Here is a 17,192-nt window from a genome sequence, read left to right as displayed (position 1 = left end):
TGCCTAAATTAAGTCAATGAACTTACGTTTAAACTTATACATCAGCATACAGCCAATTACAAATAAGACAATCGTTACTCCCCAGAAATAAATCGTCTGTGCCGGGTGAGCAAATATCCATCGGTTATAGAAAATACAATCACGGTAGCCATTTACGATATAATACACTGGATTTAATTTCATAATAATGTTTAAGATATTATGAAATGGAACACTTGCCGCAAAATGACATTCCCAAATAACGGGTGAAAAATACATCAGCATTCGCATTAGCGAAGTTACCAGTTTTCTGACATCTCTCCACAACATCGTTAAGACGGATAAGATCAAGGTGACAGATTCAACGAACATAAAGGAACAGATCGTGAAATAAATCAATCCTAACCAATATACATTCGGGAAGAAACCGCACATAAATAACATCACGATTGCAATCAGCATCATACAAAGGTGATTAAAGAATTCCTTCGCACAAATCGTTGCCGGTAAGACACTGACAGGGAATTTCATTTTAGTAATAACGCTGGTTTTGGAGAAAATGGCATTACAACCATTCTGGATACATGGCTGAATAAACCACCATGCAGCATACCCAACGACCAACCAAGGCAGATAATTAATTTCAATACCATCATGTTTGATAGGTTTTCTTGACCATGCCAAACCAAAAATCAGGAAATATGTGAGCACCTGAATTGCCGGTGATGCAAAATTCCAAAATAATCCAAACTTAGAGTCACGCATATCCGCAAGTAATTCATACTTCGCGATGCAAAATATACGATATAAGTTAGAGAAGTTTTCTTTTACTACATACTGTACGCTTTTAAACATATACAATACTCCTTTTTTCATTGCTTCCTATAAGCACTATTTGCACAATCTACCACATTATACAACATATAGCAAGTAGAAACTAGAGTTTTTTTACCATTTCTAAAGGGAACATGCATTTCTTACCATCGTATAAAAGAGGTAATATTTCACGGATACATGATGATTATAGAGGAAAAAGCGTATGACAGGATGAAGATGGTACAAGTAAAGAAAAGTGTTTCTTACGCACAACATTCGCGATAGAAACACTTCTTTATCTTTCCATAAGATGGTTTTTAAGCTTACTTTGTTTTGCAAGGTTTCATCGAACTATAAGAGCCATAATACTTTTTACCATCCATTGTCTTATAAGCTCTTACTTTTATATAATACGTCTTATTTCTTGATAGTTTTAAGGTTTTACTTGTACCACTTGTCACATACTTCAGTTTTCCTTTAGCACTTGTGGCATAAGCTATTTGATACCCACTTGCTCCGGTGGCTTTGGCTGTCACCTTTAAGCTTCCTTTGCCTGCCTTGATACTCACACTTGGTTTTTTCGGTACGATTTTAAAGCTTCTAGTGATTGTTCCACTATAGTTGCCTTTTCCAGTGATTTTTACTGTGCCTTTGCCAGTAGCTACATTTTTTCCATAAGACAGTGTGTAATCACGTCCGTTTTTCAAGGTCGTCTTTCCATATTTCACCGTAATGGATGGTTTGATGGCCTTTCCTGTATAGGTTCTAGTAGAAAGACTGTTATAGCTTAGTGTGGATACGCTTCGTTTATTGATCGTAAATGTTTTAACGATTGTGCCGGTATAGTTACCTTTTCCACTAATCTTTACACTTCCTTTACCAGGTGAAATATTCTTTCCATAAGAAATCGTATAATCGCGCCCATTCTTTAAGGTTGTTTTCCCATACTTCACGCTAATGGATGGTTTGATCGCCTTTCCCGTATAGGTTCTTGCAGAAAGTCCGCCATAGCTTAATGTGGTAACACTTCGTTTGCTAATTGTAAATGTTTTTGAAATCGAACCGGAATAATTCCCTTTCCCACTGATTTTTACCGTTCCTTTGCCTAATGAGGTATTCTTCCCATAAGAAACTGTATAATCTGTTCCATTCTTTAACGTTTTCGTACCATCTTTTATGGTAATAGATGGTTTGATTTGTGAGCCAGTAAACATACTGTTTTTTACTGTAATATTAGTCTTTGTTATGGATGGGAGAATGACCGTAATCTTTGCCTTCACTTCTAACCCTTCTGGTGTTTTCGCATATATATAAGTATTACCTGCATTTACAGCAGTTACTTTACCATTATTATCAATTTTGGCTACTTTACTGTTACCTGTCCTCCACGTAACGGATTTAGATGCGCTAGTAGGTGAAGTCGTTAGTTTAAAAGTATACGTTGCGTTTTTCTCTAATGCTTTTGATGCACAATTCAGTGATATCTTTTCCGGTATCGTTATAACATTCAATCCTTTTTGCTGACATATAGTATATGCATAAGAATCTTTATAGCATCTTATGGATGCTTTCACACATCCACTAAAAGCTGATGTTCTGACATCATCAACGAAATTTGTCACATTTTTCCCAATTGTTAGTTGTTTCATCTCACCACTATCATATCCGCTTAGCCAAAATGCATATTGCGATATTGTTTTTGTATTATTAGGAACAGTATAAGATTGTCCTTTCGCATTTGGATAATATATGAGTTTAGAACAGTCTTTATTGAAAAGAACACCATCAATAGTTGAAAAATTTTGATTTTCGGCATCAACTTCAAACGCTTTTAGCTGTTTGCATTTACCGAATGCAGGTGGCATATTAGAAATAGCTACTCCAAAAGCGATATCTTTTAATGCCTTATTAATTTTTAATTTTTGAATATTAGAATCATAAAAAGCTCCAAAACCAATAGAAGTCAAGTTTCCAGTATCCAACGTCTGTAAATAACGATTAGAAATAAAAGCAAAATTCTCTACCTCTTTTACATTCGCTGGTACCTTAAAGCTAGTTTCCGGTTTTCCTGCCGGATAGTATCGTAATGTAGTTTTTCCTTTATCATAAAGTACCCCATTCAGACTAGAAAAATAAGCATTATCTATCGCTACATTGATTTCTTTTAACTTATTATATACTTCCGCATATTTATCAAGGCCATAGGCATTTCTTTTAATAGCCAGTTCTTTTACTGGATAGCCTGCAATTTTGGCAGGCAAGGTAAATACCTCTGTATCTTTAGGTAATAACACTTCTACATATGCATCTTCATAAGGAATATGCCTAAAATAACAGTCTGTTGTTACATCATATTGATAGCCATCATAGAAATCATCTGCAGCTTTGCTTACCTCTGAATAACTCCGCGTTTTCCCCTCTATCGGCAACGTCATACAAGACATCGACAATATCCCAATAATCATACTTATTATAATTTTTTTAATCATCTGCTATACACCCTTTCTCAATAATCAATTATTTTGTCTTTATCCGTTTCATCGAACTATAAGAGCCATAATACTTTTTACCATCCATTGTCTTATAAGCTCTTACTTTTACATAATACGTTTTATTTCTTGATAGTTTTAAGGTTTTACTTGTACCACTTGTCACATACTTCAGTTTTCCTTTAGCACTTGTGGCATAAGCTATTTGATACCCACTTGCTCCGGTGGCTTTGGCTGTCACCTTTAGGCTTCCTTTGCCTGCCTTGATACTCACACTTGGTTTTTTCGGTACGATTTTAAAGCTTCTAGTGATTGTTCCACTATAGTTGCCTTTCCCGCTGATTTTTACTGTGCCTTTGCCAGTAGCTACATTTTTTCCATAAGACAATGTGTAATCACGTCCGTTTTTCAAGGTCGTCTTTCCATATTTCACCGTAATGGATGGTTTGATGGCCTTTCCTGTATAAGTTCTAGTAGAAAGACTGTTATAGCTTAATGTGGATACGCTTCGTTTATTGATCGTAAATGTTTTGGTGATCGTGCCGGTATAGTTGCCTTTTCCACTAATCTTTACGCTTCCTTTACCAGGTGAAATATTCTTTCCATAAGAAATCGTATAATCGCGCCCATTCTTTAAGGTCGTTTTCCCATACTTCACGCTAATGGATGGTTTGATGGCCTTTCCCGTATAGGTTCTTGCAGAAAGTCCGCCATAGCTTAATGTGGTAACACTTCGTTTGCTAATTGTAAATGTCTTTGAAATCGAACCGGTATAATTCCCTTTCCCACTGATTTTTACCGTTCCTTTGCCTAATGAGGTATTCTTTCCATAAGAAACTGTATAATCTGTTCCATTCTTTAACGTTTTCGTACCATCTTTTATGGTAATCGATGGTTTGATTTGTCCTCCTGCATAGGAATATTTACTTCCCATTGTACATGAAAACTTTTCTATGCCGCGTTTCTTTATCACAAAACTTTTTGCTATGCTACCTGTAAAGTTCCCTTTTCCTGTTATGATAACCGATGCGTTACCAGCATTGGTATTATTCTTATATGTTATCGTATAATCCGTATTATTCAGTAATACCTTGTCACCGTATTTTACAGTGACAGAAGGTTTTATTTCTTTCCCTGTATAGGTCACAGAATTGATACTACTCATCGTTGCTTGTGAAAGACTTTTTACTTTTGGCAGTACGATTTTGCTTGGTGTCGAGACAGAGCCTGTATTCCCTAATAAAAATCCTATATTTCCACCCCACGCATAAAGCTCACCTGTATACATTAACGCTAAAACAGAGTTATCTACTAATTTAACTTTTTTGACATTTGTTAAAACTTTTATCGGCTTAGTAGAATTCGTCTTAGTTCCATTTCCTAATTGTCCAAAAGAATTAAATCCCCATGTATAGACTTCTCCGTTATTCGATAAAGCAAGACCATTACAAATTGATAACTCGATAGATGCAATGTTTGATAATATTTTAACCGGCCTTTTTTGATTTCCCATTGCTTGCCCATTACCTATTAAGCCATTATCATTATTGCCAAACATATATAAGTCATCATCTTTTGTAATAACTGCCGTAACATTTTGAAATAAAGAAACCGACTTTACATTATCCATAATCTTTACTGGCTTCGTCACTTCATATTCCATATCATTCCCATTACCAATTTCACCATAAAAGTTTTTACCCCACATATATAGAGAACCATCTTTTTTAATAGTGGCAGTACGATCGTTGTTTATGCAAAAAGACACTACATCACTCATGACTTTTACTGGTGTGTCTTGTTCCGTATTCGTTCCATTACCGATTTGCCCATTATGATTATTTCCCCATAAGAATAAATCACCATTAGTTTTCAAAACACCCCAGAATTGATCTTTTATGTCAAAGTCTGCCACATCATCCAATTTCATCTGACCATTTTCACCAGTTCCCCATAGGTATAAATTGTCCGTTGCAGATAAAGCTCCGGTATAATATTTATAACTTTTATACTTCACAGCATTACTTATTAATTTTTTAGGTGGTGTGCTCGTTTTACTTCCTTGACCCGTCATCGCAGACAAAGAATCACCGCCCCATGTATACAGATCGCCATTTTTCTTTATAGCAGCACAATCTGATCCCGGTATATAGGTTTTGACATCACTCATAATTTTCGTTGGTGTAAGTTTCTTAGTATCCCAAGATGCTGAAATACCCAAATCTCCATATCGATTTGATCCATTAGTATATATACTTCCATCTGTTTTTAAAATAACGGTTGACCTTGCTTTTTTTTCAACCGCCTTGACATCCCCCATAATGCGCGTTGGCATATGTTTGGCAGTCGTCGTATTGTCCCCTACTTCGCCATTCGTATTACGTCCCCACATATAGAGACTACCATTTTTCGTAACGGCTGCACCTTCCATACTATCCGAAGCATCAAAGTCAACAACTTGATATCCATCATCTTCTGCTGCCTTTACCTTTGACATCCCTAATGTTGTATTTTCCACATCGACTGGCAACATCATACAAGATATTGACAATACACCTGCAAAAATACCTTTTAAAATCTTTTTCATCTTTGTTGTTCCACCTTTCTTTATTCATCAATCATTTTTATTATAGTCGAAAAAGAAATCGCTGCCTTACGAATAATGACATGAAACTTGATGTTTTTACGATATGGTACCAACATTTACATTTTCCATAAACACGCTGACGCTTACCTCATGTCCCTTATCCTGGATTAACATATCGCCATGATACTTTTCAGCTGTCCGCTGTAAAATTTTTAACCCCAGTCCATGCGGTTCACTCGTGTCTGTTTTTGTCGTTTTCCCGCTGTTTTTATCAATGTGTAGATTGGCAGGTTTTGCGTTTTCTACCTTAACGATCAGCTGATTCATTTTTAATGCCGAAGTTATTTTTAACATGCGCTGTGTTTCATCAACTTGACAATTTGCCTCAATTGCATTATCTAATAAGTTCGCATAGACACATATCAGGTCGACATATGCAATATTGAGCTGTTGTGGTATTTGCACTTGGATATCAAAAGGAATGTGCAAGCTTTTCGCTAAGAGTGATTTATTATACAGGATAGCATCTATCGTTTTGTTATCACAAAAATCTACTTGATAAAGCTGCTCACTGTTGGAAATAATCTCATTTACCGCTTCATGGAACGCTTTTTCACTCATTTTATCTGCATTCATTTGTAGATTTTTTAACATATGTGAAACTTGCTCTTTGATATCCTCCAATTGATCATCCAATTGCGCTTTCACCTTTTTGTGTTCTTCGGCATACTTTTGTTGCTTCAGCAGCATACTTTGTTTTTTCTCTTCTTCAATGTTGCGAAATATTTTACGAAATAAATAATATAGCACGATGCAGGAAATGACCTGCAATAAGAATACTCCTGCAAATACATACATATCACTTGTTTTATGCCATTGTCCAAATGCTAAAACAATGAAGATCAGCACTTGCATGATACCTAATAAACCGATTTCCTTATTCTTCTTTAAAAATTGAACCATGCTGTTCCTCCTGATGTAACAGCATATGTGCTGTTTCCATATAATTTTGTAAATCATGATGTAATACATGCTGGTACATTCGATTATCTTCACAATTTCTTAATAACAATTCATAAGAAGCATAAGATGCTTTTACCTTTTCTTGTCTTTGATACATAAGACTGACATGATGTGCTTCATAACAAAAGATGATAAAAAAGACACTTTGGACAATTCCTGTTATAAAGTAGTTGATTTCGTTTTTCGGACAGCAAAGTAAATAAAATACCGGTGCTAAAAAAATAGTAAACATTCCGCTGGCACACAATAATAACAAATATTCCGGATTTTGGGGTGGTGTTGTTAGAAAATATGAACGTAGGATTTTTTGTACAAGATAAGCAAAGCCCCAAGTAATCAGAAAGCATATGCCATATACCCATGGTTGTTCCAACAATATCGTCAATATATCAATATGAAAACCATACATAACAACAAAATCGAATAGAAATTCCGGTAAGAACAAAATCATAAGATATGTAATCATGACAAATAGTTGATATTTAAATTGATCTTTAAATAAGAAGATGACAAAACCAAACATTAACGTATATGCAATCAGTGATCGTACGACTCTGTCACTTGACAAAAATGGCAACGTATCACAAATCATAAAGATGAGCGCGAAAATGCCGTATTGCCATAGTTTCCCTTTGAAAGTAAGGCAGCGATAGCAAAACCATACGAATACGATGTTTAACATTGTCTGGTAAAATAGCTGAAAAGATGTAACTGATAAGATATTCATAACTACACCATGCTTTCATCCATTAGATGATAAATTTTTTCTTTTGCGGCTTTTTCATAGCTTCGACTGACAGGCAATTCTTTTCCGTTTTTCATAATAATTTTATCTCTTGAAAACGAACGAATGTAATCAAAATTGATGATAAAGCTATGATGAATACGAATAAATAAATCCTCCGGCAATTGATTCATAATATCATCGATCTTCTGATAAACGGTTTGTTCTTCATCACACATAATAATATTTGTTTTACGTCCTTCCCGTTCGATATAAATAATATCGGGAATACTTAATAAGATAACTTCTTTTTTCCAATGAATCGGCAATATGTTACGCTCTTTATTGTGATAATGTTTAATGGCTTTTGCCAGTGCTTTAGGAAAGCGATTTAAGGTATTTTTTTTATAAATGAAATAGACATGGTCAACTTCATACACAAAAGGAGCGTACGCTAAATAAGCGCTTATAAAAATAACTGCCGTATGCGGGTAGATCCGCTTAACTTGTTTTGCTAGTTCAATACCATTGGCATTTGACAGACGAATATCCATAATGAGAATATCTATCCCCTTCCCTAATTTCATATGTTCTTGCAAACCTTCAGCATCCATATAACAAGTGATTTTATATTGCTCCCCTTGCAAATATTGTTCACATAATGTTCGATATTCTTCCAATTGGATATATTCATCTTCTACGACTACGAGTTGCATCATCATTCTTCCTCCTCTGTAATGTTTTGACTATTTCTAATTGATTTTGCAAATCATGGCGAAAAAGTCGTACATATTCATTTCTTTTCTTTACATCGTTTAAATACTGTTCATTCACTTCTGTATAAAATACTTGGTGGTTATGGAATGCTAATTCACTCCTTTTCTTTCGCACATACCCCCATAGGGTAATCACACTTCCGACTAAGCAGGCCATTGCCAATACAAAACATATTCGCATATCATTTTTATAATAACCGCCGATAATAACAAATAACGGGAACAATACAATCATAAAGAAGGTTAATAGAAAGATTATCCATAAATACAGGTCGATTGATATGGAAAGATGGTCTCTTTTTCGTATACTGCGAGAACATAAAACCATGCATGGGTATATCAAAAGAAGTGATAGAAAGATAACATCCATATGCTCTGCATAAAAAGAAGCGATATCCCCATTTAGTAATAACAGCACAAAGTCAAATGGCAATTCCGACAAGATCAACAGACAACTGATTACTAGAATATGGAAGACATATCGTTTTGCTGATCCTTTATAAAAGATATGTTGAGCGAAATACCAACATACATATGTAAAAATATTACGCATCACTACTTGATGGATAAGTATGGTTTCGGTAATCAGAGCTGCCACAGAGCAAATAATGATACATGCAGGCAAAGACAGTTTCTTATATTTTCGTTCTAGTAAAGAATCAAAGAAACAAGCAATGCCAATCGATAAGAGCACATTATAAATTAAAAAATTTAAAGATGTATACGCTGTTTGCATTCTTATTCATCTTCCCTTCTTTCAATAGTATTATCTTTTCTATACATGCGTTCTAATGCCGCTAATTGATTTTTTAAGTCATGACGCAAGATCTGCTTATATTCCACCTTATACTCCTTCATCTGTTCAACCTCTTCTAACATCGCCTGTGTATTACTTTGCATTCGCTTGATTTGCAGCATACTGTCATAGTATTTTTTCAATACATAATGATTTCCCCATAGCAGCAAGATTTCCATCATCAATAAAACTGGTGATTGTGCTTCTAAAAAATCTTGCAAGTAAATTAACAACGGTATAAAAAATATTAATACGAAATAAGATAAAAGCAGCACTGTCAGATAAACATTTATGTGTAAAACCGTTTGTCGTCTTTTTCTTAAAAAATATGACACTAGCCATAAACCGATAAAATTCCAAAGCCCTAATAATGGCATGGTTAGCGGATACTGTTGTAAAAACACTTCAGGTGAATACGTGGTGCAATTTATTACATAAAGATCCAGAGGTATTTCAAAGATTGGAACCATCAGCATAAGGATTACCAGAACGACCATTCTCCATAATAAACGATCTTTATATAAGAAGCAGATAATAAAAAGCAAACTGCTAAAATATAAGAATTCGCGCATCAAGAGTTCTTCATAAAAAATATTCATAATAACAATGGAACTAAACAAATTACAGATAAGATGAATACACAAGGAAGTTTTTCCATGAGCTCTTGTCAAGAGAGTATCAAGATAATAGGTGACGGCAATTGCATATAAAAAATTATAAACAGCAACATTCATTTCATTCTCACCTACCCCGATTTTACGTATATATATTATCTCATATATTTCTTTTTAAATATGTCAATAATTACATGAATTGCGATATTTTTACAATATATCCTTACAATTGCTGCACTATATAGGAAAAGCGTTTAACCAATTAGAAGATGATTGGCTAAACGCTATTTTCATCGCTATTCAGATTCTTATTATTTCGTTCTTATGCATCTTAACGTGCTGTAAGAGCTATAGCATTTTTTATTGCCAACGATCTTATAAGCTCTTACTTTTACATAATACGTCTTATTTCTTGATAGCTTTAACGTTTTACTCGTACCACTTGTGACATACTTCAGTTTTCCTTTGGCACTTGTGGCATAAGCTATTTGATAACTGCCGGCACCTTTTGCTTTTGCCGTAATTTTTAAACTGGCGTTGCCAGGTACGATACTGACCGTTGGTTTTACAGGCACGATTTGGAATGTTTTCGTAACACTTCCGGTATAATTTCCTTTACCGATGATTTTCACTGTACCGATTCCGACTGCTGTGTTTTTCCCATAGGTGATCGTATAATTTTTACCGGATTTTAATGTTGTTTTGCCATTTTTCACGGTAATGGCAGGCTTAATTGTTTTTCCTGTATATGCTTTATTCACCAAACCTGAAACACTTAGTTTTGCTACATTGCTTTTTGTAATCGTGAAAGATTTATAAATGGTACCGCTGTAATTTCCGGCTCCCAGTATGATCATAGAGGCGCTTCCCACTGCTACATTATTGGCATAGGCAACCTTATAATCACGACCATTTTTTAAAGTCGTTGTACCTAATGTGACAACAGGACTTTGTTTGATTGGCTGGCCTGTATAAGATTTATTTACAATCCCACTAACTTTTGCTGCTGCTAAACTTTTCTTACTTATCGAAATTCTGGCAAAACTTTGCAATGCCCGATAGCTTGGATGTTCTATTTTAAAATAGATCGTTGCAGAACCTGCTTGTGTCCTTGTCGGCTTTTTCGTTGTCCATGTACCATTAGCACCTACTTTATAAGACACAGTGCTTCCGGCAGGATATGCGCTTAAACTTATACTATGTGCCTTGCCATCATAGACTCCGGTATAGCCTTTGGCCATCACTTTACTGGTTTTTTCTTTTGTTAGGAAAAACAATCCTTTTTTATTAGTTTTAAAGTCTAAGATTCCCGATTGCTGAATGGCTCTTCCGGCATATGAAATCGTACTCTTGTTAGGATTAAAGCTATATAAGTTATAATTGCCATCCGCAAGCCCTTTGGTTCGCATGAAAACATGTGCAACACCCGGAATGATTTCTGATCCTTTATTGACTTCGATGGCATATGCGTTTGTGACATTATGTGCCTTCAAATAGGTTGTTAACTGTGTGTTTGTGACTTGATCTTTTACGGAAGGTTTAAAAGATCCGCTGGTTTTTGTTATATCCTGAAAGCTCATACTGTAATCATAGACAAAGCTATGATCTCCGGCATGAAAAACAACAGGTACTTGGAGTGTTTGCAGAGCTTTTAATTCGGTTGAGGAAAAAGTCGTTGGGTGCATTTTGCGATAGGTAATGGATTGCCATTGGCCAAAGGCATTCGCCGTATCAGATAAGTCTAAATTATTGCGCGTAGGTAAGACAAACGTATTGATCTTATTTTTCTGCTTTGCTCGAGTATACTCATTCATTGCATACTTCAGCCACTGATCAGGCTGCTGTATTTCACCTGTTGCCGTATAGTTATAAAAATCTGTATAATCGACTTTAAAATCCGTATTATGTAAACCGCCTTTTACGGCTGTGATCGTTCCTTTGCCATTTTTTCCATGCGCATTATGTTCATCTTTATAATAAAAATATTCATCATGAGAACGTAATGGAATATCAAATGTAGCAATTGCACTCCTTGTAGTATAGGTTGCTGCCTTGCTCATGGCAACAACTGTATGGCTATTAAACATGGAAATACATACAGCACTGACCACAATAGCAATCATTGTCTTTTTCCATTGAAAGCTGCTAAAATTAATTTCAATATTTTTCATAAACCCCTCAACTTATCCCTTTTCTTTTCTTGGTTTTATTATATCTTACTTTCCCTATTTTGATAATCCCTTTTTGTTCATCGCTCATAAAAAAAACACTGTATCTACTTACACGAAAGGTAAATCCAGTGTTTTCTTATATTTACTTAGTCTTACTAGGTTTCAGCGTACTGTAAGCGCCATAATACTTTTTACCATCTATCGTCTTATAAGCTCTTACTTTTACATAATACGTCTTATTTCTTGATAGTTTTAAGGTTTTACTTGTACCACTTGTCACATACTTCAGTTTTCCTTTAGCACTTGTAGCATAAGCTATTTGATACCCACTTGCTCCGGTGGCTTTGGCTGTCACCTTTAAGCTTCCTTTACCTGCCTTGATACTCACACTTGGTTTTTTCGGTACGATCTTAAAGCTTCTTGTGATTGTTCCACGATAGTTGCCTTTTCCAGTGATTTTTACTGTGCCTTTGCCAGTAGCTACATTTTTTCCATAAGACAGTGTGTAATCACGTCCGTTTTTTAAGGTCGTCTTCCCATATTTCACCGTAATGGATGGTTTGATCGCCTTTCCTGTATAAGTTCTTGTAGAAAGACTGTTATAGCTTAATGTAGACACGCTTCGTTTATTGATCGTAAATGTTTTGGAGATTGTGCCGGTATAGTTACCTTTTCCACTAATCTTTACGCTTCCTTTTCCAGCGTTGGTATTTTCACCATAAGACAGTGTATAGTCTTTTCCCTTTATTAATGTTGTCGAACCATATTTCACCATAACATTAGGATTGATGCGTTTACCGGTATATGTTCTTGTGCTTAATCCTGTTATGGATCCTTTTGCGATATTGCGTCCTAAGACTTCGATCTTAGCACTGCCCGTTAAAGCCTTATAGTTAGGATGCTCAATCTTGTACGATACCGTCGTTGTCCCTGCACTCGTTCTTGTTGGTTTCTTTGTTGACCATGTACCATTTGCACTTGTACGATAGGATATCTTACTGCCTGATGGATAACCACTGAGATTGATGGTATGTGCCTTCCCATCATAAGTACCGCGATATCCCTTTGCGGTGGCCTTCATCACTTTTTCTTTTGTTAAGAAGAATAAACCCTTCTGAGAAGTTGTAAAAGAAAGGACATCATCCTTTTCCACAGCTCTTCCTACATAAGAAATAGCATTATTAATTGGATTATAGTTATAAAGATTATAATAACCATTCGCCAGATTTTCCGCGCGCATATGAACATTCGCTGTACCTGGCATGATTTGCGAATTGGCATTTACTTCAATGAGGTAAGGCGCATTCACATCATGGCTCTTTACATATGCCTCCAGTTTGTTATTCATGATTTGGTCATGGGCTGATGGGGTAAAAGAACCATTTGTATTGGTAATTTTCTGAAAACTCATGTTATAGTCGTAAAGATGTAAATCATACCCCGAATGAAATACCAAAGGGATCGATAGTTTCTGCATCGATGCTAATTCCGAAGCGACAAAAGCGGTAGGATGTTTGTAACGGTGTTTTCGCATATAATTAAGAAAAGCATCATCGCCATCTGATAACTCTTGGGTAGGAAATACAAAGGTCGTAATCTTATTCTTTTGTTTTGCCATGTTATACTCTTTTATGGCATATTCCAGCCACGTATTTACTTTTTGAATTTCTCCCGTTGCTGTATAGTTATAATAATTATAATAGTCCACCGTAAAATTCGTATGATCATAACCGGCTTTGACTGATTCAATCGTACCATAAATGCCTGTATCATAATGATCATTTTTATTTGTTTTCCTATTATACTTAAAATAATTTCTATTATCCGTCATGCGAAAATCAAAAGTTGCCGTTATTGTCGTATTATTACTATTTTCTTTGTAATCAAAAGCTGCTGTTTTAATTATCTCGTCTTTTGTTTCCTTCGTATTTGCATGTAGCGGCATATATCCACATAAGGATATTCCTAAACGCTTATATCTGAATTTTTGAAATAGGGAAATTTCTTGATTTTGATAAAGTCTATGTTACTATTAAAGAGATGATTAGGGTGATGAAAATGAGAAAGCTTTTCCTATCTATGTTACTTAGCTGTTTTCTTGTTATGAACATGAATGTCCTACATGCTAAGGAGAATACGCAAGATGCAATAGCTGCCACATTAAAAAGTAAAGATGTTATCGTCATGAATCGTGATACGAAAGAAATACTTTTCGCAAAAAATATAAAGAAACGTATTTATCCGGCATCGATGACAAAAATCATGACGGCAATCGTGGTAATCGAAAATACGAAGCACTTTGATAAAATTGTTGAAGCAGTGCCATCAGATACTAAGGTTATTCGCGATGAAGCTAGCATTGCAGGGCTATTGATCGGTGAAAGAATGCGTATACAGGATGCTTTATCCTGTATGATGTTGGCATCAGGAAGTGATGCAGCTGAAATGCTAGCACGCTATACTACCGGTAATACGAAAGATTTTGTCGATCTCATGAATAACAAAGCAAAAGAATTGCATTTACAAGACACACATTTTACGAATGTATATGGAAAATACGATAAACAACATTATACTACTGTAAAAGATATGGCCCTCCTTATGGATTACGCTATGGAGAATCCCATCTTTCAAAAGATAGTTGCAAGTGATCAAGTGAAAATAAAAACGAATGCCTTTGAAGAGCGCATTGCTGAAAACTTTGTGTATGCTACATTTGATAAAGCAAAGTTGGATCATTCTTATATTACCGGGGCAAAAAGTGGCTCTATGGATGAAACCGGATTAAATTTAGCAAGTACCGCTGAAAAAGATGGGCGTCGTGTGGTGATAGTGAGCGCGGAAGCTCCCATTGATGAAAAGCACACCAATCACGTAGTTGATGCCGCTCATTTATATCAATGGTATTTTACGAATTATCAAAAGAAAATAATTTATAAAAAAGGAGATACGGTTGCAATCAAAGGGAATATCTTAACGCCTTCCTTTCATGTCGCTCTTCCTTCCGACATCTATATCGAAGCTCCACAGGGCGTCTTTAACGCTTATGAAAAAACATTTGTTTCAACTAATCAGAAAATGATTGTCAAACCAAATGATGTTGTCGGTATCCTTACCATAAAAACAAAGAATACTACGACAACATATGAAATTATCAGTGATGGCTGGCATATCGCAATCAGTGTATATGTGATTGCCACTCTCCTTATCATCTTAATTCTTTGGCTAATCATGAAAAAAAGAAGACAATCAAAGCCGCCGATTCTCATAACGAAAAACAAGCAAAAACCAATGAAAAAAAAGCCCTGATTTCCTATATCTTAAAACGCTAAAATCAAAGCTGATATACGACAGGCTTATAAAAGTGATATCCGATGACCTATCGAAAAACTATCATCATCATAATTTTTATATGCAAATCGAATTTTTGCGTATTCCCCTACTCGTTTGCATCCTATACGCATAAGAGTATGCGTTACTACCATATTTTATTTGCTTAATTATTTACATCTTGTTTAATGGGTTGTGTTTGTTCTTGTCGGATAAAAGATTCTCCTATTCCTAAAAACATAAATAAGAACGGTGTTGTAATTGGCTGATTGATATTTACGATTGCTTGTATGAAATAGCAAAGCATTGTCGCGGCGATGGCAAAAGCATACGGTTCTTTTTTTATAAATATCCAAAGACGTTTTAAACTGCTGATCAATGTCGAAAGATAGCATAACAAGCCTACGATGCCGGTTGTCACTAAGTATTGTAAGATTTCATTATGGGCATTATCATATAGAGCCATGGTTTCACCAAATGTATCAATTAGTAAAAGCCGTGTCGTATCAAGCCCATGTCCGAATAAAAGCTGAAGAAATGGCAGCTGTGTATAACTGTAGAGCACCCGATTCCAGATCAATCCTCTTCCCGTACCCCATGCATCATTATAACGCAGATAGTTAGCAAAGGTGCCTAATGGCTGTTTTGTATCGATAAAGGAATAATACAGAAAAAGTCCTATCGCTAGGATAACAATCAGTAACAACAATCCTCGCCCTACTTTTTGAATACCTTTAAAATACTTTTCACAAGGGCTTGTGTAAACATCCATCAAGAGATACGCAATCCCCACGATAACAAGAAAAATCCATGTGATTGGGCGATAAGCGATAAAGTGTGAAAACGTATGCAATTCTCTGCAGCTATCTTGCATAAAATAGATAAGAATTCCCATCAGCTTGAAAGTACCTAAAAAATATAAGAGAACAATAAAATAGCGTTTTAGGTACTGTATGTTTTTTAAAGCGAAGTAGGCGATAATTAACAAGAGGGTAAAAATGCCGAAATAACCACTATCACTATTCGCAATCATAAGCCCGATAAAACAAAGGATCATACTGATGGAATATAGAATCTTACTAGTTGTATTCTCACAATATAAATATAAAACGATAGTTAAGGGTAAAGAAAGACAAATCAAGGATGAAAAGAAATTAATATTTCCCATGGTTGATAAATAAAAGTTACTTTGATAATCACTCACCTCTTGAAAAAAACCAAGTGGATCAATGTTGAAAAATTGCAACATGCCGATAATAACAACCACGCCTACACTGCCTAAAAATAGTAAAAGAATCGATTGTTGTTGCTGGTATAGACGCGAAACGATCGCATATGTCCCTGCTAAAAAAAGAGCAAAGATAAGACCGGTATGACGGATCATGCCATAGCAAGAAGCACTTGGATAAGAACTTATTATGGTTGTTATCAAATAACTGCAAAGGCATAGAAAAAGCAATTTATCCGTAATCGATAAATGTATAAGTTGTTTCCATGTCGTTGTTTGATTATCTTTTTTTAGCTGTAGCTTATGTAGAGCATACAACACACCGCTAATCAGTAACGTGATTGCGGTAATTGTGATATAAAAATAGTATTTAGAATCATTCAGATTATAATAATAGTCGGTAAACCAGAATAGAAATAAACTGTTGAACAGAAAAAGATAACAATATGCCATCTTCCTTGCCATAATTAAATAACCGGTTTCTTTCTCCATAACAACACTCCCCTATGTATGCTTTATGTATAGTATAGCACTTTTTTATGCGCAGCTACATCGTTTTTTTGTATCGAGTAGGGTGAAATAAATCACCCTCTCACACCACCGTACGTACGGTTCCGTATACGGCGGTTCGTTTTAATTTCAAAGCGTGTCTCTCTATA

The 17,192-nt window shown here is 35.3% G+C and carries 12 protein-coding genes; 1 reads left to right on the top strand and 11 read right to left on the bottom strand.

What is annotated here, in order from left to right; all coding sequences use genetic code 11:
- Positions 1-3 precede the first annotated feature (3 nt).
- The 10 genes from EDD61_RS11150 to EDD61_RS14120 form a co-directional block, all read right to left on the bottom strand.
- Entirely contained in the window at positions 4-834 is an 831-nt protein-coding gene (locus EDD61_RS11150; protein WP_008978200.1) for an ABC transporter permease, read from the bottom strand.
- 284 nt (positions 835-1,118) lie between these two features.
- Entirely contained in the window at positions 1,119-3,284 is a 2,166-nt protein-coding gene (locus tag EDD61_RS11145) for an Ig-like domain-containing protein (protein ID WP_207901037.1), read from the bottom strand.
- A gap of 28 nt (positions 3,285-3,312) precedes the next feature.
- Positions 3,313-5,871 (bottom strand): RCC1 domain-containing protein, encoded by a 2,559-nt coding sequence (locus EDD61_RS11140; protein ID WP_132225426.1) that lies wholly within the window; start codon positions 5,869-5,871, stop codon positions 3,313-3,315.
- A gap of 96 nt (positions 5,872-5,967) precedes the next feature.
- Positions 5,968-6,834: an ATP-binding protein gene (locus tag EDD61_RS11135; protein WP_132225424.1), complete on the bottom strand. Its 867-nt coding sequence runs from the start codon at positions 6,832-6,834 to the stop codon at positions 5,968-5,970.
- Positions 6,809-7,621 carry a hypothetical protein gene (locus EDD61_RS11130; RefSeq protein WP_132225422.1) on the bottom strand — a complete coding sequence of 271 codons (813 nt, stop codon included), beginning with the start codon at positions 7,619-7,621 and terminating at the stop codon, positions 6,809-6,811. The genes EDD61_RS11135 and EDD61_RS11130 overlap by 26 nt, the downstream gene beginning before the upstream one ends.
- A 2-nt stretch (positions 7,622-7,623) precedes the next feature.
- A complete protein-coding gene (locus EDD61_RS11125; RefSeq protein ID WP_230327036.1) occupies positions 7,624-8,337 on the bottom strand; it encodes a LytR/AlgR family response regulator transcription factor in 714 nt (237 codons plus the stop codon).
- On the bottom strand, positions 8,309-9,130 hold the full coding sequence (locus tag EDD61_RS11120; RefSeq protein WP_132225409.1) for a hypothetical protein: 822 nt from the start codon (positions 9,128-9,130) through the stop codon (positions 8,309-8,311). Before EDD61_RS11120 ends, EDD61_RS11125 begins: the two co-directional genes overlap by 29 nt.
- Before the next feature lie 2 nt (positions 9,131-9,132).
- Positions 9,133-9,924 (bottom strand): hypothetical protein, encoded by a 792-nt coding sequence (locus EDD61_RS11115; RefSeq protein WP_132225407.1) that lies wholly within the window; start codon positions 9,922-9,924, stop codon positions 9,133-9,135.
- Between the two features lie 191 nt (positions 9,925-10,115).
- Positions 10,116-11,975 (bottom strand): fibronectin type III domain-containing protein, encoded by a 1,860-nt coding sequence (locus EDD61_RS11110; protein ID WP_132225405.1) that lies wholly within the window; start codon positions 11,973-11,975, stop codon positions 10,116-10,118.
- Between the two features lie 142 nt (positions 11,976-12,117).
- The gene (locus EDD61_RS14120) at positions 12,118-13,920 is read right to left on the bottom strand and encodes a hypothetical protein (RefSeq protein WP_243642722.1); all 1,803 of its coding nucleotides are present in this window, start codon (positions 13,918-13,920) and stop codon (positions 12,118-12,120) included.
- 158 nt (positions 13,921-14,078) lie between these two features.
- On the opposite strand from EDD61_RS14120, the gene EDD61_RS11100 reads away from it, so the two are divergent.
- Positions 14,079-15,284, top strand: a complete 1,206-nt coding sequence (locus EDD61_RS11100) for a D-alanyl-D-alanine carboxypeptidase family protein (protein ID WP_165877210.1) — start codon at positions 14,079-14,081, stop codon at positions 15,282-15,284.
- A gap of 187 nt (positions 15,285-15,471) precedes the next feature.
- On the opposite strand, the gene EDD61_RS11095 is transcribed toward EDD61_RS11100, so the two are convergent.
- Positions 15,472-17,025, bottom strand: a complete 1,554-nt coding sequence (locus tag EDD61_RS11095; protein WP_132225401.1) for an O-antigen ligase family protein — start codon at positions 17,023-17,025, stop codon at positions 15,472-15,474.
- Between the last annotated feature and the right edge of the window lie 167 nt (positions 17,026-17,192).

It is taken from the genome of Longicatena caecimuris (assembly GCF_004341945.1).
Lineage (GTDB): Bacteria > Bacillota_I > Bacilli_A > Erysipelotrichales > Erysipelotrichaceae > Longicatena > Longicatena caecimuris.
The sequence above is the reverse complement of the archived record's forward strand: the minus strand, read 5'-3'. Positions and strand labels throughout refer to the sequence as shown.